The 21,692-nt window shown below is 49.1% G+C and carries 15 protein-coding genes and 1 pseudogene; 11 read left to right on the plus strand and 5 right to left on the minus strand.

The features are described from left to right. Positions 1-3: 3 nt before the first annotated feature. The 5 genes and pseudogenes from BQ8005_RS14930 to BQ8005_RS14950 all read right to left on the minus strand — a co-directional run bounded on the left by BQ8005_RS14930 (position 4) and on the right by BQ8005_RS14950 (position 10,000). Positions 4-3,195: a SusC/RagA family TonB-linked outer membrane protein gene (locus BQ8005_RS14930; RefSeq protein WP_075318593.1), complete on the minus strand. Its 3,192-nt coding sequence runs from the start codon at positions 3,193-3,195 to the stop codon at positions 4-6. Positions 3,196-3,223: 28 nt separating this feature from the next. After that, the gene (locus BQ8005_RS14935) at positions 3,224-4,144 is read right to left on the minus strand and encodes a glycoside hydrolase family 16 protein (RefSeq protein ID WP_021847150.1); all 921 of its coding nucleotides are present in this window, start codon (positions 4,142-4,144) and stop codon (positions 3,224-3,226) included. Positions 4,145-4,410: 266 nt separating this feature from the next. Then, a pseudogene (locus BQ8005_RS14940) lies at positions 4,411-4,668 on the minus strand (helix-turn-helix transcriptional regulator); the annotation flags it as partial. Positions 4,669-4,829: 161 nt separating this feature from the next. Further along, on the minus strand, positions 4,830-6,116 hold the full coding sequence (locus BQ8005_RS14945; protein ID WP_055235773.1) for an IS1380-like element IS942 family transposase: 1,287 nt from the start codon (positions 6,114-6,116) through the stop codon (positions 4,830-4,832). Between the two features lie 131 nt (positions 6,117-6,247). Continuing rightward, on the minus strand, positions 6,248-10,000 hold the full coding sequence (locus tag BQ8005_RS14950; RefSeq protein WP_075318595.1) for a hybrid sensor histidine kinase/response regulator: 3,753 nt from the start codon (positions 9,998-10,000) through the stop codon (positions 6,248-6,250). A 695-nt stretch (positions 10,001-10,695) separates the two neighbouring features. Between BQ8005_RS14950 and BQ8005_RS14960 the strand changes: the two genes are divergently transcribed. From BQ8005_RS14960 to BQ8005_RS15005, 11 genes are all read left to right on the plus strand, one after another. After that, on the plus strand, positions 10,696-11,655 hold the full coding sequence (locus tag BQ8005_RS14960; protein ID WP_075319287.1) for an SPFH domain-containing protein: 960 nt from the start codon (positions 10,696-10,698) through the stop codon (positions 11,653-11,655). A 22-nt stretch (positions 11,656-11,677) separates the two neighbouring features. Next, entirely contained in the window at positions 11,678-12,190 is a 513-nt protein-coding gene (locus BQ8005_RS14965; protein ID WP_075318597.1) for a hypothetical protein, read from the plus strand. Between the two features lie 13 nt (positions 12,191-12,203). Continuing rightward, the gene (locus tag BQ8005_RS17740; RefSeq protein ID WP_234984064.1) at positions 12,204-12,527 is read left to right on the plus strand and encodes a DUF3887 domain-containing protein; all 324 of its coding nucleotides are present in this window, start codon (positions 12,204-12,206) and stop codon (positions 12,525-12,527) included. Between the two features lie 81 nt (positions 12,528-12,608). Further along, positions 12,609-13,619 carry an alpha/beta hydrolase family protein gene (locus tag BQ8005_RS14970; protein ID WP_234984065.1) on the plus strand — a complete coding sequence of 337 codons (1,011 nt, stop codon included), beginning with the start codon at positions 12,609-12,611 and terminating at the stop codon, positions 13,617-13,619. Between the two features lie 36 nt (positions 13,620-13,655). Continuing rightward, entirely contained in the window at positions 13,656-13,889 is a 234-nt protein-coding gene (locus tag BQ8005_RS14975) for a type II toxin-antitoxin system antitoxin (RefSeq protein ID WP_075318598.1), read from the plus strand. Positions 13,890-13,893: 4 nt separating this feature from the next. Beyond that, positions 13,894-15,168 carry a S41 family peptidase gene (locus tag BQ8005_RS14980; RefSeq protein WP_159436269.1) on the plus strand — a complete coding sequence of 425 codons (1,275 nt, stop codon included), beginning with the start codon at positions 13,894-13,896 and terminating at the stop codon, positions 15,166-15,168. A gap of 5 nt (positions 15,169-15,173) precedes the next feature. Continuing rightward, entirely contained in the window at positions 15,174-15,662 is a 489-nt protein-coding gene (locus BQ8005_RS14985; RefSeq protein WP_159436270.1) for a hypothetical protein, read from the plus strand. A 465-nt stretch (positions 15,663-16,127) separates the two neighbouring features. After that, entirely contained in the window at positions 16,128-17,486 is a 1,359-nt protein-coding gene (locus BQ8005_RS14990) for a hypothetical protein (protein WP_075318601.1), read from the plus strand. 149 nt (positions 17,487-17,635) lie between these two features. After that, positions 17,636-18,898, plus strand: a complete 1,263-nt coding sequence (locus BQ8005_RS14995; RefSeq protein ID WP_021847141.1) for an imelysin family protein — start codon at positions 17,636-17,638, stop codon at positions 18,896-18,898. Between the two features lie 32 nt (positions 18,899-18,930). Continuing rightward, complete coding sequence (locus BQ8005_RS15000; protein ID WP_111936121.1) at positions 18,931-20,586, plus strand: di-heme oxidoredictase family protein; 1,656 nt, start codon at positions 18,931-18,933, stop codon at positions 20,584-20,586. Between the two features lie 386 nt (positions 20,587-20,972). Further along, the coding region (locus BQ8005_RS15005) for a cytochrome c biogenesis ResB family protein (protein WP_200806333.1) at positions 20,973-21,692 on the plus strand (720 nt) is incomplete at its 3' end.

The raw sequence follows: 21,692 nt of genomic DNA on the forward strand, positions 1-21,692 counted from the left end.
TAATTAGAACTTAACGTTGACATTGAAACCATAGCTTTTACGTGAAGGCAATGAGCCATATTCCATACCCATACCTGTAGTATTGTTATAGTTCGAATCAGGATCGATATTAGGAATATTTTTCCAAACGATAAACGGATTACGTGCAACGAAAGACACTGTCAATCCTTGAACCTTATTCTTCAACCATGTCTTTGGTAACGAATAGCTCAATGTGATTTCACGACATTTGATATACGAGTTATCATAAACGAACATTGACGGTGCATAACGGCTGATATTCATCCAATAATCCTCAGGATTTACGTAAATATCGTTAGGACGATATGTTCCGTCACCATTGTCTATTACACCTGGGGCAATGAAACCGCCTGTAGGTGTCCAGTTTGCTTCGCTGATACCAAGAGCCTTACGCTGTTCTTCTGATTTATACCATTCTTCGCGTCCTTCCAATGTTTCCAATGCTTTACCGGATTCGTATGCGGCACGGGCAGACATTGAATACAAATCGGCGCCAACCTTAATATCGAATACAGCAGCAAGAGAAACATTCTTGTATGTGAAGTTCGTTACTACACCACCTGTCCAATCCCATGAAGCGTTACCCAAAATATGATTGCTATTGTCGTATTGTGGCAAACCGGTGCTTGGATTAATCAAGATATCACCATTTTCATTGCGTTTGAAATCAGGACCAATGATAGAACCATAATTTTCTCCTACTACAGCTGCTACCTGAACATCCTGCCATGTAGCCTTTTCCAGCTCGAACAAATCAATACCGTCAACCAACTCCTTAACCTTGTTATTGTTCTTAGAGAAGTTGATGTTCAAGTCCCATGAAAAGTCCTTTGTCTGGATAGGACGAGTGTTCAAAGCTATTTCAATACCGTTATTCTGGATTTCTCCAGCGTTAATCATACGATATGTATAACCGGAAGCCCATGAACTCGCCATCGCCATAATCTGGTTTTTACTAGTCTGATTATAATAAGTAAAATCCAAACCAATACGGTTATTCAGGAATTTCAATTCCAATCCCATTTCGTATGAATTGGTTCTTGTAGGCTTTAAATCACGATTAGGGATAGTACTGTTACTGATAGAACCTAAAGTATATCCTGGATAAGTAAATTTAGATTTCGTATATACCAGTCCCAACTGATAAGGATCTGTATCGCTACCAACCTGCGCCCAAGAAACACGTAGTTTACCGTAAGGCAGAAGATTGTGATTCTTGATAAGTTCAGAGAATACAAAGCTACCTGAGAATGAAGGATAGATATATGTATTGTTATTCAAAGGCAATGTGGAAGAACGGTCTCCGCGCAATGTAGCATCAAGATATATCAGGTGTCTCCATCCTACATTTACTGCACCATAAATAGAATTTATCTGCTTTCTGTAATAATTCTGTTCCACACTTGTTTCATTAAAGCTCATGAGCGCCACAGTTTCACGTATCTTCATATCCTGAGCTGTAGTGATTGTAGTCTCATTATTCACTTTATACAAGTTGGCACCCAATGTCGCATTGAAATCGAAATCCCCCCAGGAGTTGTTATATAGAGCCAACATTTCGAAGTTGTACATACGGTTTCTGAAATTGCTTATCTGCAATCTGCCTGCTTCATAGCCAGGAGTAGTAGGAGCCTTGAAATCCTCAAACTTAAACCAGTTGAATTCAGCTCCAATAGTACCTTGAAGCTTAAAATGGTCAGCAACGTTCCATATTGCCTTACCATTGAAACGGAACTGGTCTTTATCAGATTGGTTCGAGTTTTTGTAAACATCCCAGTAAGGGTTTACATTATATGGATCCAAACCATTCCAATTAGAGTATTCACCATTTGCATCCTGATATGTTTTCAGCCATTCCTGATCGTATGTAGTGGCAAGAGTCATAAGGTTTTTACCGACATTACCTTTGCTGTCGCCAAGAGCCGGACGGTTCTTTACCGATTCGCGTGTATAGTTTGTACTGAAATCCAGATCTACTTTTCCCATACTCGTATTGGCACGCAAATTGAATATGTTACGGCTCATATTGGTATTAGGAACTATATCTTTATTACGCATATCGGTGTAAGTGAAACGTACTCCCGACTTTCCATGACTTGAGTTTAAAGTCAATGTATTTGTTGCAGTCAAACCTGTACGGAAGAAACCTGATACATTATCAGGAATTATCAAATACGGACGCGAAACACCATCAAAATAATCCAGCATATTTGAACCGTCGGCTTTTGGTCCCCAACTCTTATTTGTGTTTGCAACAGCATTTATACTGTAAGTGCCATCACTACCCATACCATATATTTGCTGAACTTCGTTCCATTTAGCAAGTTGAGTTTCAAATGTCATTGTACCATTATACTCAACACTCATACGTTCACCATCCTTACCGCTAGCCTTCTTTGTTGTGATAAGAATTACACCGTGACTGGCACGGCTCCCATACAACGCTGAAGCAGCAGGACCTTTAAGAACAGACATATTCTCTATATCATCAGGGTTAATGCTTGAAATACCGTCACCCAAGTCATAACCTCCTTCCGTACCGGCACTGCCATAGTTTGTATTATCCAAAGGTACTCCATCAATGACATACAGAGGTTGGTTGTTTCCTGTCATTTCTGTATTACCACGCAAAAGCACACGTGTAGAGCCTGAAGGACCACCTGCAGTCTGACTGACAACCAGACCTGGAACACGACCAGCCATAGAGTTAATCACATTAGTCTCCTTAGCTTTTGTCAAAGCCTCTCCCTTAACTTCATCAACACCATAACCAAGTGCCTTACGTTCACGTTTGATACCCAATGCGGTAACAACGACCTCACTCAAAACCTTGCTGTCTTCCTCTAGGGTGATATCCAGTGGTGCAGTACCAACTTTTACTTCTTTTGTTTTGTAGCCTACAAAACTTATAACCAGTGTAGCACCCTGTTGCACATTCAAGACAAAATTACCATCCATATCGGTAATGGTTCCGTTGGTAGTACCTTTTTCAACAATAGAAGCACCGATTATAGCTCCCATAGCATCTTTGACATTACCTGACACTTGTCGGCTTTGTTGCATTACTGAAAGATTATTTTCCGTAACCCCAGCATTCAACTGCGGCATTCCTCCAAAAAGGGATAGAAACAATGTACCGCAATACAATGTGTACTTGTAGTTTAATCTTCTCATAAGTTTTTAATAAGTAATAGTATTAAAATTAATTATATATTTTCACCCAATCGATGAACATCTGGGCTTTTTCTCCATCTTTCAATGCTGTAATTTGTGCCGGATCTGTTATACCGGGAAAGTCACCACCTACAGCCAAATTGAACAAGAAATAAAATTTATCGTTAAAGTATTCAAAACGACCACTGTCCGGTCCGATATTAAAAGTTTTGATCAGTATATCATCAACCTTTACAATAAGTTCATTTTCATTCCACTCCAGAGAATATACATGATAGTTGCCATCCTGAAGACTTTTTTCCATAGTCTTAGTCTGGAAAATCTGCTCATGTCCTTCAACATCAGGACCATAATGAATTGCCGAATTTATGTATGCTTCTGTTGTATTATTGGCTATACCGGCTTTTTCTCCCATCTCCATAATATCGATTTCACCACAAGCAGGCCATTCCTTGTCGTTGTCTCCCATCATCCAGAATGCCGGCCATAATCCATTAGCCGTTTTGGGAAGTTTTATACTTGATTCCACTTTCCCATACTGAAAACTTTTCTTGCCTTTGCTGTTTACACGACCAGAATAAAATTTATCTCCTTCTCTCTTGGCAGTCAAAACAAGCACTGTCTTGTCACCGTCTTTCCCGACACTTACACACTCTTCAATATATTCCTGAAGTTCATTGTTCACCCACCCAGGCTCATGAGTCTCTTTTGTCCAAACAGAATTATCAAATGTGTTGAAATCTTCTGTAAACACAAGTTTCCACTGTTTCGAGGGTTCATCTTCTTCTCCTGGTTGCTCATCAGGCAGCTCAGGTTCCTCCTCCTGTCCTTCATTATCATCTTTGATTTCCTCTTCCGGATTATCAGGCTTTACCGGTTCATTATTTGTCGAACACGATTGCAGATTTACTCCAAAAAAGAATAATAGAAATAAAATTACTGTTTTCATTAGCGATAGTTTTTTGGTTAAACATTATGTATTTTCACTTTCTCTTTTACTGTTAACTAAAGATTACATTCAGCTTCCAAGCTGTTGGCAAAATTGGGTATAATCCTGTTTTTCAGGGTTTGAATGCTGACAGAAAAGGGTTGAAATCTATCATTTTTGCTTTTTAACCAAGAAAACATATAAAAATCGGGCTGACAAATCAATAAATGTTCATAAATAAGACATTATTGATTTGTCAGCCCGTAATATAAATATAGAACTATCTATTAGTTTTGCTCCAGAAACTTGCTTGGTGATATACCAAATTGTTTCTTGAACAATATACTGAAATATTTAGAATTCACAAATCCGGTTTCAGCGGCTACATCTGCCACAGGCTTTCCTTGTTTCAACAGTTCTGCCGCCCTCTGAAGGCGAATCAGACGTATGAAGTCCTGCGGTGCCTTTCCTGTAAGTGATTTCAAACGGTTGTAGAACAAGGTACGGCTCATAGCCATTTCCTGGCACAATTGGTTAACCTCAAATCCGCAACCTATAGGGTTTAGTGGGATTTTGCTTGCAAAGCGACAAAATTCATTTTATTGTACATATTTCTTGCACAACAGAAATGTCGCAGACACAAAATCCCCTTACCCCATAAAGCGACTTGAGGTAATACGCTGGTTTAACCAGAAAAGCATGGTCTTTAACCAAAGTCTGTCTTGAACAGGTTGGCATAAGCATTGTTGTCTGAGTAAATATTCAATACATGCCTACGTGATGTCTTAATCCATTTCGCAGGAACAGAGATGAACTTGAAAACAAAGGTCTTGATTCTGCTGGTGGCACGCAATCCAAATTCATGGGTTTTCAATCTCTGCATAATAGCTTTGTAGAAGTTTCTGATGAGAGCTGTCATAAGCAGGAATACAGTATTCTGTGCCATGAACGATTTTGGCAATCGATTCCAGCCAAAGCCATTGTTCATGTCATCGAAGATGCGTTCCTTGCCACCACGAAGATTGTAGAATTCCACGATGTCTCTTGCACTCGACTTGTAATCGTTAGTCAGTATACATCTGTAGGTATATTCGCCTTCCCAAATGTCAAGGTCTCCATCTATTCGCCTTTGTCTCTGTATGACAAGACGATACGGTTTTCCTTTCCATTTCTCAACAAGGATGGAATTCAGCTCAAATTCAATACCGTTGATTTCAACAGTTTTCCATCCAGTCAAGGCAAACATGGAATCGTAGAAGGAAGAGCATCTGTTGGCACGAATATAAAAATGCCTGCAATGAGCCTCTACCATATCTACGATTTCCTCCGAGCATGAGCCGCAATCCATGCGGGCACGGGATATATATACTTCTGATGCCTCCAGTCGCTTGAAGATTCTTTCCAAAGTCTCTCTTTGGTTGAAGCGCACGTTTGTGTTGCCGTCTCTATTTTCAATACCGACAATCATGTCGTTAATGACTGCCACACCTGGACTATAGCCCAGGAACTTCTTGTAGGTTGGTTTTGCATCATGCTTCTCTGTTTCAATGAACTGATGGTCAAAGTCAAAATCATACTCTTGACCGGATTTCAATTGACCAGTAGCAAGCAGGGCTTTGATCAATAAGCAGTTCATCTTGTCTGCAGTATTGAAATCATAGGAGTTGCCAGAAGCAGATTTATAGGTGATGTTCTTACAAGTCAGTTCTTCGATAGCACGCAATATGGTGTCTGCGCTGCAAGTGCGAAGAGTTGGATGAAGAGACAAATGTTTCATCAAGTGAGTTGTAACATCCTCAATACATGAGCCGCCACAAAGATATACGCACATCAGAGAGCGTAGAATTTCGCTATATTGATAACCAAACATAGTGCATCTCAATCCCAAGGTGGAATCTATGGTTTGAGCTAAAAGAGCATCAAATTGCTCCATAATAGAAAAAATTCCTCCAAAAGGAGTGAGTTTCTCAGATTTTATTTGTATCTTTGCCATGTCATATTAGAGTTTTGCTTGTCTTCTTTTCGCAACACTAAGGTAAGTGAAAATTCTGACATGGCAAAATCCTGGGCAACTTTTTGTTGCTCAGGCACTTATAAATAATGTTAAACTATAGTGTTGCGGAATTAAGGGTTAATATTAAATTCTTCATCATCCATATTATCCATGACGAGTTGTGTTGCATGCTTAATAAAATTCAAATCATCCTCTGATACCGGTACTGTATCATTCTGAACATTGCCCTCGTCTGTTTGCCGTATTTCATCATCATTGTTCAAAGTATCAGTGCCAACAGTTTCATTTTTCTCTATTTGCGCCACCACATTTTTCAGAACATATTCACGAAGATGATTTCTGGTTTCGAGAATACTATGAACCTTCAATCTTAAAATTTCTGCACTGAAAGGTTTAGGAATATAGTCGTCCGCTCCACTTTTCAGACCGGTAACCATGGCATCATGGGTTACCTTGGCAGTAAGCAATATAAACGGTATGCCGGATGTTTGTGGATTTTCCTTTACTATACGACAAAGCTCGTCACCCTGGATACCAGGCATCATAACATCCGACAGAATAAGATCCGGATATTCTTCTGCCAAACATTCCAAAGCCTTACTTCCATCAGATACATCTATAACCCGATAATCACGTTCAAAAATCTTCTTTAAATAACAGCGTAGTTCATCATTATCCTCGACTATAAGCAATGTATCCAAAGATTCTTTAATATTTTCAGAATCATCACCAATATACTCAGTTCTATTTTCTATAACCGGAGATATCTGTTTATGTATAACATTATTATCAAAAGAAGAATCAATATCAGCATTGCGTAACGTAACATAGAACGTACTGCCCTTGTTTACTTCAGATTTGTATGAAATTTTGCCATGCATCATATTCACCAAACGCTGTACCTGCAACAGCCCGAATCCTGTGCCGGGTTCGTTTGTCTGTCTTGCATTAACAGCACGATAAACATTCTTGAACAGCTGTCTGCCGGCATCAGCCGGAATGCCAATACCTGTGTCTTGAACCTCTATAACTACATTCTTTTTATCAGATAAAAGTGACAGGCTGATTGTCCCATTTGCCAAGGTATATTTGCAAGCATTCGAAATAAGATTGTCAAGCAACATTTCCATCATCTGCTCATCTGCCATTGCAAACACATCATGTTCAGGCAAAGATATCTTTATATGCAATTGTTTCTTATCACAATATGACTGGAAGCTTACACATTCCTTCACTAACAAATCGTTGATATTTACAGGTTTAAGAGTTACATTTTTCTTATTTGTATCTATTTTCTCAAACTCAAGCAATTGACCTACAAGCGCATGTAGTTTACGTGTATTATTACGCGCAGTTTCCAACAAGTAACTTACATCATCCGAAAGGTCTTTTTTCTTACTAAGGTCTTCCAAAGGAGCCATGATAAGTGTTACAGGAGTCCGTATATCGTGTGCTGTCTCTACAAAGAACTTTATTTTGTCCTCATTATGTCTTTTTTGAAGCTGATTACTCTTATATCTAAGTATGAAATAAAATATACCGAAAACTAATGACAAATATATTATCCATGCATACCATGAATTCCACCACGGCTGATCAATGTTTATTGAAAGCGAAGCTTCTGAAATGATTTCTCCATTACTTTTTCTCAAACTTCTGACTTTTAATGTGTACATTCCCGGCGATACATTAGTATATCTGACAGTTCCATTCGAATACACCGCACTCCATGATTTTTCATATCCTTCAAGAATATACTGATAAGCTATATCATGCTGAAAACGATAATTTATTGACTCAAAAGTAACAGAAAATGAATTATAACTGTAATCAAGATCAACTTTCTTATCCATGAGCATAGCATAAATGGACGGACGCATCTGTATTTCCTTCTCAGGAGAGATATACTCCAATTTTAAATCTGTTATCCTGACAGGCGCGTCGTATTCCTCAACAGCCATCGCGCCAGGAGTTATAAAAATAGCCCCATAAGTACTTCCATAAGCAAACCTACCATCAGAAAGTTTGATACATGCCGATTTATTATATGTCTTATCTGTATCATGAATATAATTCAGATTTGAAACCTTCAGGCCATTTACAACGGCAAGACCTTTACCTGTGCTTGCCCAAATACGACCTTTATTATCACGTTGCAAGCTATATATGTCATCGGACAGCAAGCCTTCTTTAGTGGTAATGATCTTTACATCACCTGAATTCATATCATACAGATTCAGACCACCTCCTTCAGTGCCAAGCCATACAGTACCGTCACCATTAAACAACATTGAAATGATATAAGCACTGACATTCTTATCATTGAACTCAGAGGTTGTGGCATAACGTCTGAACTGAGATGTATATTTTTCTACAATACAAAAACCATTTACTGTAGCAACGGCCATTCTCAAAGAATCAACTTCTTCTATGGAATGAACCCAGTTTATATCAAACTCATTTTTACGTTTTCCTTGTTTGTCGGCTATAATTAAATTTCCGTCAAGTCCCCCAATCCAAAGATCTCCGTCCTTGTCCTCCTTCACCGAGAAAATATAATTTGTAGTAAGTCCTTCCGGCTTCTGGGTAAGATGTCTTATCACACGCCCGTCTTTATCTATCAGATACAAACCGTCTCCATAAGTTCCAGCCCAGATATTTCCATCGCCTGAACTACATAAATCTACTATTACAATAGATTTTAATATATGTTTCCAACGATGATCTGACTTATTCCTAATACTTATACCATCATCCGTGGCAAACCACAAATCATAATTTATATTCTCCTCTATATCATTCACATTATTATTTACCAACGACTGCGGATTTCCCCGTTCATGTGTCATTATATTGATAGGATACTTCAAAGAAATAGCCACAGACACTCCACCAGTGTAACTGCCTATCCATATATTATCCTGAAAGTCTTTGGTTACGGCATAGATTCCATTGCCACGTAAAAAGAACTCCCCACTATCCTCTGTATTTACAAACAACTTTGTTTCTGAGGTATGTTTGTCCACAAAATATACTCCACCACCGTCTATTCCAACAAGTATTCTGTTATTGTCATAAGGAGTAATGGCGCGAATAGGATTAAAAAAAGACAGATGTTGACCTTTTATACGATGTAATGAATAATTTCCGAGATCCAGAGTCCACAATCCGCTGTTGAAAGTACCAATCCACAACTTATTTTCAGACTTATCGAAATAAAGACTTTGTACATTTTTATCTTCAACAAGTTGATTTGAAACAGAATCTTCCCTACATGATAAACGAAAAACTCCATTCGATGTACCAACAAATAAAGAATCACACAAACATGCTATATCATTTATATAATTGTCTTCTAAAACGCAACATAAAGCACCGTCTGACTTTTTTGAATATAATCCTCTACTCAATCCAAACCAAAGCGTTCCATTTTCATCTGAAAATATTTTATTAAGAATAATTTCCCCCTCAATATACTCGCCCAAAAACAAATACAACTCAAAGCTGTCCGTATTCGGTTGATATTTATATATTCTCCCGGTATGATCGTATGCCAAAAGTCCCAGTTTATTATCAAAATAAAGCCTGATTATTCTCCCTGCCAAATCACCATAATAGTAATTGGCAGACAATGAATAATTCTTTACTGTACGACCATTATATCTGTCCACTCCAGTTCTGGTTGAAATCCACATCACATTGTCATTATCCTCAACTATCGAGAATACTCTTTCGCTACTCAATCCATCAGTGCGCCCGATGTGACGAACACTAAACATACCGTCAAACGATTCGGCATATAAAGCAGAAATAGACAACACAAAAGATATGACTAATAAGATATATTTTAAATTTATCTTCATATATTAAATCAACGGACACTTACATCCTTAAATTTCACAAAGGCTAATGTGATACAAATATAGTGAAAATATATCAAATACTATATTTAGTTAACCTATTTCTAGCATTTCTACTTCTTTTTCAGCCTTGTAGCTCCGGACGGCTTGTTTCTTCGTTTTTCGCTTGTCCCTCCTGATGACGACTTCCGGCCTCTCGCCGGTACTGTTCCCCCTGTTTGTTATAATATCCCTTTTTCCTGCCTGCTGATGCAAATATAGGGGCTTTCTGTGGGGCGGCCAAAAACGTAGCATCTGTAATCTTTAAAAATCTGTTAACGAGACGGGTGTTTCGTGTTAATAAAACTAACGCGCTGTTTTGCGGGGCGTAAAGCGGTGCTTTCGTGCGCGTAAAGTGGTGTTTTGCCGGGCGAAAATCTTACACCTGACAAATGACAATTAATGATTTGTCAGAATGACGGTATTATGAAGAAAAAGTGGAAAGTGAAAATTATTATATATAAAATATATTTACATATATTTGGCTTCTCCTTTGTCCGCAGAGTGGGGAATGAGAAACGGAAATTTGCTAATTGTCATTTGTCAGGTGTAAGATTTTGTTGGAGGCTGATGAAAAAACTGGGCGGAAGCTCTTGCACAAATCAAACAGAATACATATCTTTGCGATATCAAAATGATATCACTTTAAAACAATGCGTATGGAAACAAAGGAAATGAATTTCAAAGGTTTTAAGATGAACGGATTCCTGGCCCTGTTCCTCTTCCTGTTTGTGTGGGCGGGTGCCACGGTGTGGTGCTTCGTGGCGGGCGGCGTGCTGCTCTATGTGCTGGGAGCGGTGATGTCCGTGCTGTGGATTGTCCTGAACTGCGGCTACATGATGCTGGAGCCCAACGAGGCGCGGGCCATGGTGTTCTTCGGTCGGTATAAGGGGACGTTCCGCGAGACGGGCTTCTTCTGGGTGAACCCCTTCATGGAGGCCAAGAAGCTGTCGCTGCGTGCACGCAACCTCGACGTGGAGCCCATCAAGGTGAACGACAAGATTGGCAACCCCGTGCTGATAGGCCTCGTGCTGGTGTGGCGGCTGAAGGACACGTACAAGGCGATGTTCGAAATCGACTCGCAGACCATGGCCAGTGCGGGCACCACGTCGAGTGACGGCAAGGCGGTGAACATGGGCAACGCCGTGGCCAATCGCATGAACGCCTTCGAGAACTTCGTGAAGATTCAGAGCGACGCCGCCCTGCGCCAGGTGGCCGGGCAGTATGCCTACGACGACAACGAGGGCGCCGACGGCGAACTGACCCTCCGCTCGGGCGGCGAGGAAATCAACGACCAGCTGGAGCAGAAGCTCAACGAGCGCCTGGCCATGGCGGGCATCGAGGTGCTGGAAGCCCGCATCAACTACCTGGCCTATGCGCCCGAGATTGCGGCCGTGATGCTGCGCCGCCAGCAGGCGTCGGCCATCATCAGTGCCCGCGAGAAGATTGTCGAAGGGGCCGTGTCGATGGTCCACATGGCGCTGGACAAGCTCTCGAAGGACGAAATCGTGGAGCTGGACGAAGAGAAGAAGGCGGCCATGGTGAGCAACCTGCTCGTGGTGCTCTGTGCCGACGAGGCTGCCCAGCCGGTGGTGAATACGGGGACGCTGAACCATTAATCTCTTAAAACACGGAAGCGTTATGTTCGGATTCAATCAAGGCAGTGAAGTGGTCTATCAGTGCAGCACCCGCCTGACGGCCGGCTCCGGCATCGGAGTGGGGGTGTTCATCGCGCTGGTGTTTGCCTGGATACTCGGCCGCAACTGGCTGCTGATGGACAAGGGCAACCTTTGGATGATTGCCGTCTTCATGCTGGTGGGCGTGCTCATCGCCCTGCGGGGCGTCTACCTCTATTGCCGTCCGCGTGTGGAGACGAGACACATCGTGGTGGGCAACCTGACGCACCGCCTCTACCTGCGCAACAAGCCCCTCTTCGTGCTCTTTACCGGCGGCGTGTATGCGCTGGTGGTGGTAGGGGTGACGCTCGTCTTCGACCTGATAGAGTGGGCGGTGGAAGGCTTCGACGCTGCCGTATGGGCCGACCGCTTCCGTCTGCGCAACCTGATGATTGTGGCGCTGGCCTTTGTGGGCGGCGCGCTGAAGTATTACCTGGATTATTACTATTACAGCCGTTGGCTGAAGAACAATGGATAATTGATAATGGACAATGGATAATTGGAAGATTACGATATGGGCTTTGTTCTTCCTGCTGGGCGGAAGTGCCTTGAAGGGATGGGCGCAGGACGACCGTCGGGCACGTGCGGAGCGCATCTATGAACACCTCATCGAAGGCCGTGGCGACAGCATCTATGCCGCCCTCAACGACGAGGCGCAGCGACAGCTCTCGCCCGCCGTGTTTGCCGACACCTGGCGCCAGCTGACGGGCCAGTTCGGCGCATTGCAGTCGGCCGGAGCCTGGACGCAGGAAGCCGTGCAGGGCGTGGAGCTGTGCCGCCGCGACCTGACCTTCGAACGCTACCGCCTGCGCTAGGACTCCCCCCCCCCCCAAGATCTCCCCTCTTCCCCTACCCGACGTTTTCCCGTTCTTGCCCTTTCTTTTATCCCCATCTAGTTGTTTAAAAGAAAAAGGAACACCATCCGCGTGGTGCCCGCCCCCGAACCTGCCGGAGCGCCTGCCGTGGCCTTCGACCGCACGCTGATGGAAGAGCGCGACACCGTGGTGGTGACCGACGGCTACCGCCTGCCCGCCACGCTGACCCTGCCCCGCCTGAAGGAGGAGGGCCGACGGGTGCCCTGCGTGGTGCTGGTACACGGCTCGGGCCCCAACGACCGCGACGAGACCATAGGCCCCAACAAACCCTTCCGCGACCTGGCCTGGCTGCTGGCCTACCGCGGCATCGCCACCCTGCGCTACGACAAGCGCACGAAGGTCTACGGGGCCGATTGCGTGCCGCAGGGCCGCCGGCTGGACATGGATGTGGAGACGGTGGACGATGCCCTCTCGGCCGTCCGTCTGGCAGCCGGCCTGCCTCAGGTGGCGGCCGACAGTGTCTTTGTCCTCGGCCACAGTCAGGGCGGTATGATGGCTCCGCGCATCGCCAGGCGTTCGCCGCAGGTGGCAGGCATCATCATCGTGGCCGGACCTGCCCGTCCCTTCGAGGACCTGCTGGTGGAGCAGTCGGAATACCTCGCCTCGCTGACCACGCCCAGCGAACAGACGCGCGCCCAGCTGGACGAGCTGAAGCGGCAGGTGGCCAACGTGAAGAGCCTGGGCACGCCCGCCTTCAGCGACACCATCGCCCTGCCGCTGGGCCTGCCTAAGGGGTATTGGGAATTTCTGCGCGCCTATCGCCCCGTGGAAGTGGCCGCAAGCTTGGATTGCCCCTTGCTGGTGCTTCAGGGCGAGCGCGACTATCAGGTCACCATGCAGGACTACGGCCTGTGGCTCATGGGCCTGCTCACCCGTCCCAAGGCGCAGCTCAAGTCCTATCCCGCGCTGAACCACCTGTTGCAGGAAGGCAAGGGCAAGTCCACCCCGCTGGAGTATAACGAGGCGCGCCCCGTACCCTCCTACGTGGCCGACGACGTGGCCGGCTTCATCCGCGGCAGGGATGTGCGTTGATTGTTGTTTGTCTGGTAAAAATACGTATAGAGAAAAGTGGCAACAAAGAAAGAAAATACAACCAAGAGTTTTGTCCTGCGCGTGGACGCCGCCACGATGGATGCCATCGAGAAGTGGGCGGCCGACGAGTTCCGCAGCACCAACGGCCAGCTCCAGTGGATCATCAACGAGGCCCTGCGCAAGAGCGGGCGGCTGAAGGAGGCGAAGAAGCGTCCGGCCGATGAGGACCCCGTAGACGGAGCGGAAGACAAGACTCCCGATAAAGAATAAGACGATGGGAATGATGAAAAGACAGATGATATTATGGATGGCAATGCTCTGCCTGGTGCTGGGTGTGGAAGCCCAGCCGGTGGCCCGCACAGACTGGTCACGAGACTTGGACTCGCTGGCCCGATGGCTGCCCCAGCGGCACTACGACTTCTTTACCGTCCGTAGTCGAGCCGATTTCGACCGAGGTATTGAGGCCTGGAAACGCCGGAGCCGCAACGGGTTGTCCGACCTGCAGATGGCCTTGGGGCTGCAGCAGTGGATTGCCACCTTCGGCGACCTGCACACCAACCTGAACTTCACCCCTCTGCTCGACCGCAACCGCCTGTTGCCCCTGGGCCTGAGGTGGATGGCCGATGGCTTGTACGTCGTTACCGCTCCCGTGGGGCAGGAAGCCATGTTGGGTTGTCGGTTGGTGGAGCTGAACGGCACTGCTGCCGAAGTGGTGGCCGACAGCCTGGGCACCCTCTTCTCGGCCGACAACGAGGCGGTGCGCAAGACGATGGTGCCCAATTACCTGTGCTTCGTCCAACTGCTGGAACACTTCGGATTCGTGTCGGACGGTCGCGTCACGCTCAAGCTGGCTTCAGCCGATGGCAGCCTGCAGGAACACGAGCTGACGCCCGGCTCCATAGACCCCAAGCGGTTGGCCATCTTCCGCCCGAGCAGTTTCCCTCTCTGCTATCGGAATGCCCGCACCCTTTTTACCCTGCACTACGAGGCGGCGGACAGCCTCCTCTACATCCAGTACAACAAGTGTTGGAGCAGGGAGCTGGAAGAAGCCAATGGCAACAAGTCGGTAGCCTCCCGCCTGCCTTCGTTTGCCGCGCTGGAGGACAGTGTGTTCGCCACGCTCCGCCATCGGCCTGTCAGCAGGCTGGTGTGGGATGTCCGCTTCAATGGGGGCGGCAATTCGCAGCCGGGCACCCGTCTGGCTGAAAAGTTGGCCGACTTCATGCATCGGATGGACAACCCGCCCCGCGTTTATGTGGTGTTGGGGGCGGCCACCTTCTCGTCCGCCATTCTGAATGCGCTGGACTTCAAGCGCCTGTTGGGTGCCTGCTGGGTGGGAGAGGAAACCTCCGGCAAGCCCAACCATCTGGGCGAAGTGCGCAGCTTCACCCTGCCCGCTTCGGGCCTGCAGGTGCAATACTCCACCAAGTATTTCAAGAACGTGGACGAAGAGGTCGATACGCTGGTGCCCGACGTGCACATCCCGATGACTTTCGACGATTATCGGCAGGGAGTGGACCCTGTCTATGAGTGGATTAAAAAACAATGACGATTATGATACGAATCAAGTCTTTCAATCTGTTTGGTGTGAACTTGGGTCCTTTCTCGGCCCACGATTGTCCCGATGTACATTTCCGCCCCGCCGTTGTCGATTGGGTGATGGAAGGCGTGGCCCTGCTTCTGGTTGTGCTGGGCTGGGTGGGCGTGCTTTGGCAGTATACCACGCAGGGCGGACAGGCGGATGGCAATATGTGGGTATCGGCCCTCCTGTCGACGCTCGTGTTCGCGCTGATGGTGACGGGTGCCCGCCTGCCCGTGCGCTTCATCCGCTTCCCTGTGCGCGTGAATGCTCGCAACGTAGGGCAGCAATACGTGTGCGTAGTGCGTCTCCTGCGGGCGTTCAACGTCTGCATCAGCCTGCTCTTTGCCGTCGGCCCCTGGACCGACCATCATCTGTGGGCACGCATCGCCTGCCTGGCCGCGCTGGTGCTGATGGCCCTCTCTCTGGCCGTCTATTACGTTGTGACCCTGCGGCTGAAGTGATGTAAATATGTTTTATCGCTCCGAATCGGAGGCCCGCACTCCCGCCTTCGCCCGCCGACCGGATGGAGCAGTTTCTTCCAGTGTTGATTATCAGGCATTTGCAAACTTTCTGGCGTCTCTCTCGAAGACTCTAGGGAGTCGTGGCTCGACACTCTAGGGAGTTATGGCCGATGACTCTAAGGAGTCTTGACCCATGACTCTAGGGAGTCTTGACGGGTGATTTCGGGGTCTGAATGTTGTGTAAAGATGATTTACCGTTCGGCTCGGTCTCGGTGTGTGTGGAGAAGGGGGGGCACGCACAGCTGCGCTTGACAAATTGGGAATAATCTTCCTCAATACCTCAAACCTCATGCCTAATACCTAAAACTGACTATTCCCCTCCTCATAATACCTTTTTTTAGGTATTGCCCCCTTTGAACTGTCCCCGTACCTTTGCGCCAACAAAAATTATAAAAAATAAGTGAAATGAAACAAAAGGTATGGGGCCTGTCATTGGGCCTGATGCTCTGTACAGGAGCACTTTACGCCGACGAGGGGACAACCTCTCAACGGACGGAGCCCGACGGACGGGCCAAGCTGGCAAGTATCGAAGCTGTACAGCAAACCGACGCCGAAGCCGCTCCCCGCAAGCGGCGCTTCACTATCGGCGGCTATGGGGAAGCCGTTTACAGCTACAATTTTTATAGTGACAACTACCTGCGCTACGACAGCCCGCAGAACTACAAGGACGACACGCACGGACGCTTCGACCTGCCCCACGTAGTCATCATGCTGGGTTACGACTTCGGCAAGGGCTGGACCATGGGTACCGAAATCGAGTTCGAACATGGCGGCACGGAGAGTGCCGTCGAGATTGAGGAACACGAAGGCGGCGAATACGAAAGCGAAGTGGAGCGTGGTGGCGAAGTGGCCCTCGAGCAGTTTTGGATTCAGAAGTCTTTCTGTCCCCAGTTCAACATCAAGTTGGGCCACATGGTGGTGCCCGTCGGCATGACCAATGCCCACCACCTGCCCACCGAGTTCTTCGGCGTCTATCGACCCGAGGGCGAGAACACCATCTTGCCCTGCACGTGGCACGAGACGGGTATCAGCCTTTGGGGCCGTGCCGGGCAGTGGCGCTACGAAGCCATGCTTCTGGCAGGCCTCGACTCCGACCGCTTCGGCAGCAAGGAATGGGTGAAAGGTGGAGCGGGCAGCCCCTACGAATTCAAGATAGCCAATGCCATGGCTGGCGCCTTCCGCGTGGACAACTATTCGGTGAAAGGCCTGCGCCTCTCGCTCAGCGGCTATGCGGGCAACTCCTTCAGCAATACTCTGAAGAAGGCCACCAACGCCGTTTACGACGATGTGAAGGGAACGGTACTCATCGGCGCGTTCGACTTCTGCTACGACGCCCACAACTGGGTGGCGCGCGGCTCGTTCGACTATGGTCACCTGTCCGACGCCGACCTCATCACCCGCTACAACCAGAGCTTCTCCAAGGACTCTCCCTCGCCCAAGCAGCCCGTGGCCTCGAGTGCCATTGCCACAGGTGTGGAGGTGGGTTACGACTTCCTTTCCCTCAACCCCAGACGTACCGACAAGGAGCAGCGCCTCTACCTCTTCGGCCGCTACGAGTACTACGACTCCATGTACAAGACTGCCAAGGCCGTGACCCACTACGAGGAGTATGGCCGCCAGCGTCTGGCCGTGGGCGTCAATTACTATCCGCTGAAGGAAGTCGTACTAAAGGGCGAATATTCCATCGGCCTCCTCAAAAGCAAGTTCAACAACGAGCCTGCCGTGTCGGTAGGTGTGGCCTATGCGGGCTTCTTCAACTTGTAATAGCTCACCACAGATTGCTCAGATTGACACAGACCTTTCTTGATTTTCAGATTGGCAGGTCGATGAATCTGTGATAATCCGTGTAATCTGTGGTGAAGGTCTGATTTTACTTGAATACATTCCATAATAACCAAAAAACATAAGACACAATGAAAACGTTTCTGAAATTTCCGCTCTGTCTGGCTCTGGGAGCCATGATGGGCATGAGCATGACATCTTGTAGTGACAACGACGACCCTATCGACGGAACCGAGCTTTCGGCTCAGGAGAAGGCCTTGAAGGAAGTGGTGGCCGACTTTGCCGACAAGACCGTGATTCCTTCGTATCAGGGCATGGCCGACGCCGCCATGAGCCTTCACAGCTTGTGTATCGACATCCGCACGAAGAAGCAGGCTGGCACGCTGACCACCGCCGACGTAGAGGCCGCCTGCGAGGCCTGGAAGCTGGCGCGCGACTATTGGGAGAAGAGTGAGGCCTGGCTGTTCGGCCCTGCAGGTGACTACAACGTAGACCCCCACATCGACTCCTGGCCGCTGGACAAGACGGGTATGGACGCGCTGCTGAACAACCCCGCCCAGATGGCGCAGATGGACGACGAAGGCAACTATGTGGGCAATTACCTGGGTTATGCCCTGCAAGGCTTCCATGCCATCGAGTACCTGCTCTTCGAGCTGACCAATACCAATGCCAGTGGCAACGCTACGGCCAGTTCGACCAGCGTGGCCCACAACCTGAACTACACCACCGAAGAACTGAACTACCTCGTGGGGCTGGCAGGCGACCTGCGCAACCAGTGCATCCTGCTGGAGGCCTGCTGGGCAGGAACTGAGAACGTATCGGCCGAGAAGCAGCAGATTCTGACCGACACCGAACTGGACAAGGGCAAGAACTTCGGCGATAACATCAAGAATGCAGGCGCGGCAGGCAGTGAGTACAAGAACTACCTCGACGTGGTGTACGACATGATAACGGCCGGCATACAGAACATTGCCAACGAGGTGGGTAACATCAAGATTGGTAACCCCACGGGCAAGGGACTTCCCTCGGGCGGCATGGAGTACGACCCCAGCTACATCGAGTCGCCCTACAGCCTGAACTCCATCCGCGACTTCCTGGGCAATGTCATCAGCATCCGCAATGCCTATCAGGGCTCGCCCTCGGTGGACGGTACCATTCAGGTGGCAACACACACACTGAGCACCTACGTCGCCACGCTCAATGCCGATTTGGATAGCCGCGTGAAGGCCGCTATTCAGGACGCCTACGACAAGATAAGCCTGATGGGCGAACCCTTTGCCTACACCTGTGGCGCGGCCGAGTACGATAAAGTCAATCAGGATGCCATCGATGCCTGCAATGTGATGAACGATATCTTCGACGAGGTGAAGACGTTGTTGCAGGCCAACCATTAAAGATAGAACAGAAAAAAAAAGAAAAGTCAATGATGAAAAAGACCTGTTTTTATGTAATCCTTGGAGCCGCTCTGAGCCTGACGGCCTGTAGCGACGACGACGTGAAGGGCGACAATCCTTCGCCCGATACGCCCGCTGAGCTGCCCGACTGGTACTACACGGGCGGCGAACTGGGCACTACCTCCAACTCTACCTCGACGGCCTTCGAAGACCCTACGGCCGTGGTCGAGGCCGACGCTACCATGAATGCCGCCTTCAACCGTGGCGAGCAGTTCTTCGAGAAACCTTTCACGGCCAACTTCGACGGCATGCGCCATGGCCTGGGACCGCTCTACATCCGCTCTTCGTGCATCCATTGTCATCCTGGCTACGGGCATGGCAAGAGCCAGAACAGCGGCACGTTCAACACCAACGAGATAGGAAACGGCTATCTGCTGGTGGTTTACAACCCCGAGACCGAGGCCTATGTGCCCTGGCTGGCAGGCATGCCGCAAACTCATGCCGTGGCCCCCTTCAAGGCGCCGCTCGACGAGTCGCAGATCACCATCACCTGGCATGAATATACCGACGCCTTCGGCAACAAGTTTCCCGACGGCGAGACCTACCAGCTGCGCTACCCCGAGGTGGACATCCCCAGGAGTGCCATCTACGTGGCCAACCGCGGCTACGACGTGGGCGACTACGAGGTGCGTCTGGAGTCCACCATCGGCATCTATGGCACGGGCCTGCTCGATGCCATCAGCGACGAGGACCTGAAGGCCGAATACGCCAAGCAGGAGCAGGACGGCTACCTGCCCAATGGCCTGAACCCAAACATCTTCGCCAACGGCGACTGGACGGGGCAGTATGCCAACACCGCTCAGGGTGGCGACGGTACGAAGTATCCCTACCGCTATACCTACGCCCTGAGCCGTGGCCCCTTGCAGGACGCGGCGGGTGCCAATGCCTTCTGGAACATCACCAACGCCACGCGCAGCGACCGCCGCTTCCATTACCTCGACGCGGCAGGCTCCTATGCCCAATATGCCTCGCAGGACCCTGACATTCAGGCGGGCTTTCCCAGTTACATCGCCAAGGTGTCCACACCCGAGGAACATCCTGAATGGTTCACGGACAACGTGGCGGACAACATCTACAACTACCTGACCTCGAAGACGCTGCCTGTCGAGGTGAGCGACCAGGACTACATCGACCTCATGGTGTGGCATCGGGGCCTGGCCGTGCCTGCCGCCCGCAATGTGGACGACGAGGACGTGCTCCGCGGCAAGGAACTCTTCTCGGAGATAGGTTGCGCCTACTGCCACAAGCCCACATGGACGACGGGCGATGACGAGATACGCGACCCTGCCCGCTTCTTCACAGGCGACAAGGCCAAGCAACTGCCCCGCTATCCGCATCAGAAGATTTGGCCCTACACCGACATGGTGCAGCACAAACTTCACATGGTGAACGACATCCGCACAGGCTGGTGCCGCACCACGCCGCTCTGGGGACGCGGCCTGCACCAGCGCTGCACAGGGGCCGAGTATGCCGACCGTCTGCACGACTGCCGCGCGCGCACCACGATGGAGGCCATCATGTGGCACGGCACCAGCGAGCAGAGCGATGCCTACTACACCGTCCAGAAGTTCCGCGAGCTCTCGAAAGAGGACCGCGACGCGGTGGTGAAGTTCATCGACTCCATCTGATGACTTGCCGGAAGGGGCTCGGCTCTGTGCAGAGCTTCTCAACACGCTTGCTCGTGTGTAAATATGTTTTATTGCACTGAGTCGGAGGTCCGCACTCCCGCCTTTGCCCGTCGGCCGGATGGAACCGTCTCTGCTGATGCTGATAATCAAGCGTTTACAAACTCCCTGGAGTCTCTCTCGAAGACTCTAGGGAGTTGTGGCTTGACACTCTAGGGAGTCATGGCCGATGACTCTAAGGAGTCTTGCCCCATGACTCTAGGGAGTCTGGACGGGCGATTTCGGGGTCTGAATTCCGTGTAAATATGCTTTACTATCCGGAGCGGCCTCGGTGGCGTTTAATCGTCGCATTTCTCAAACATCTGCTTTCCTATAAATCCTTATCAGGTATGAAAATCTTGCGAAATCTTTCCTTCGGCCTGCTGGGCCTGCTTGTCTGTGTATTGATGGCCGCCACGTGTGTGGAGAAGGTGTGGGGCACTCCCTTTGTCGTGCGCCACGTCTATGGCTCGCCCTGGTTCGTGGCCTGCTGGGCGCTGATGGCCGTTACGGGTATGGGTTATCTGTGGCGCCGTCGGGTGCAGAAGCGTCGGGCGACTTTTTTGTTTCATCTATCCTTGGTGCTCATCCTGCTGGGGGCGATGGTCACCCACGTGTGGGGCCTGCAGGGGCGCGTGCATCTGCGGCAGGGCGAGGCGGTGGAGGCCTTTACCCTGTCCGACGGGCAGAAGGCGGCTTTCCCCTTCCGCCTCTCGCTGGAGGAGTTCAGGGTGGAGCATTATGCGGGCACATCGGCGCCGAAAGATTTCGTGAGCCGCTTCACGCTGACCGCAGACGACAAAGCCTATCAGGGCGAGGTGTCCATGAACCGCATCTTCCGCCATGAGGGCTACCGCTTCTATCAGTCGGGCTACGACTCCGACGGGCAGGGCGTCACCTTGTCCGTGGCCTGCGACCCTTGGGGTATCGGCCTCAGCTATGCGGGCTATGCCCTCCTGCTGCTTTCGGCCCTGACCTTTTTCCTTGAACCTCAGAGCGGGTTCCGTCGCCTGCTTCGCCATCCGTCGCTTCGGGCGGCGGGGGTGGCAGGCCTGCTGCTGGCCGCGCCC

This window comes from Bacteroides togonis, assembly GCF_900130135.1.
Classification (GTDB): domain Bacteria; phylum Bacteroidota; class Bacteroidia; order Bacteroidales; family Bacteroidaceae; genus Bacteroides; species Bacteroides pullorum.

Coding starts and splice junctions, on each gene's coding strand:
- BQ8005_RS14945 (WP_055235773.1), bottom strand. CDS start 6,116: ATGGCAAAGATACAAATAAAATCTGAGAAACTCACTCCTTTTGGAGGA.
- BQ8005_RS14980 (WP_159436269.1), top strand. CDS start 13,894: ATGGGAATGATGAAAAGACAGATGATATTATGGATGGCAATGCTCTGC.
- BQ8005_RS14935 (WP_021847150.1), bottom strand. CDS start 4,144: ATGAAAACAGTAATTTTATTTCTATTATTCTTTTTTGGAGTAAATCTG.
- BQ8005_RS14965 (WP_075318597.1), top strand. CDS start 11,678: ATGTTCGGATTCAATCAAGGCAGTGAAGTGGTCTATCAGTGCAGCACC.
- BQ8005_RS14995 (WP_021847141.1), top strand. CDS start 17,636: ATGAAAACGTTTCTGAAATTTCCGCTCTGTCTGGCTCTGGGAGCCATG.
- BQ8005_RS14985 (WP_159436270.1), top strand. CDS start 15,174: ATGATACGAATCAAGTCTTTCAATCTGTTTGGTGTGAACTTGGGTCCT.
- BQ8005_RS14930 (WP_075318593.1), bottom strand. CDS start 3,195: ATGAGAAGATTAAACTACAAGTACACATTGTATTGCGGTACATTGTTT.
- BQ8005_RS14950 (WP_075318595.1), bottom strand. CDS start 10,000: ATGAAGATAAATTTAAAATATATCTTATTAGTCATATCTTTTGTGTTG.
- BQ8005_RS17740 (WP_234984064.1), top strand. CDS start 12,204: ATGGATAATTGGAAGATTACGATATGGGCTTTGTTCTTCCTGCTGGGC.
- BQ8005_RS14960 (WP_075319287.1), top strand. CDS start 10,696: ATGGAAACAAAGGAAATGAATTTCAAAGGTTTTAAGATGAACGGATTC.
- BQ8005_RS15000 (WP_111936121.1), top strand. CDS start 18,931: ATGAAAAAGACCTGTTTTTATGTAATCCTTGGAGCCGCTCTGAGCCTG.
- BQ8005_RS14990 (WP_075318601.1), top strand. CDS start 16,128: ATGAAACAAAAGGTATGGGGCCTGTCATTGGGCCTGATGCTCTGTACA.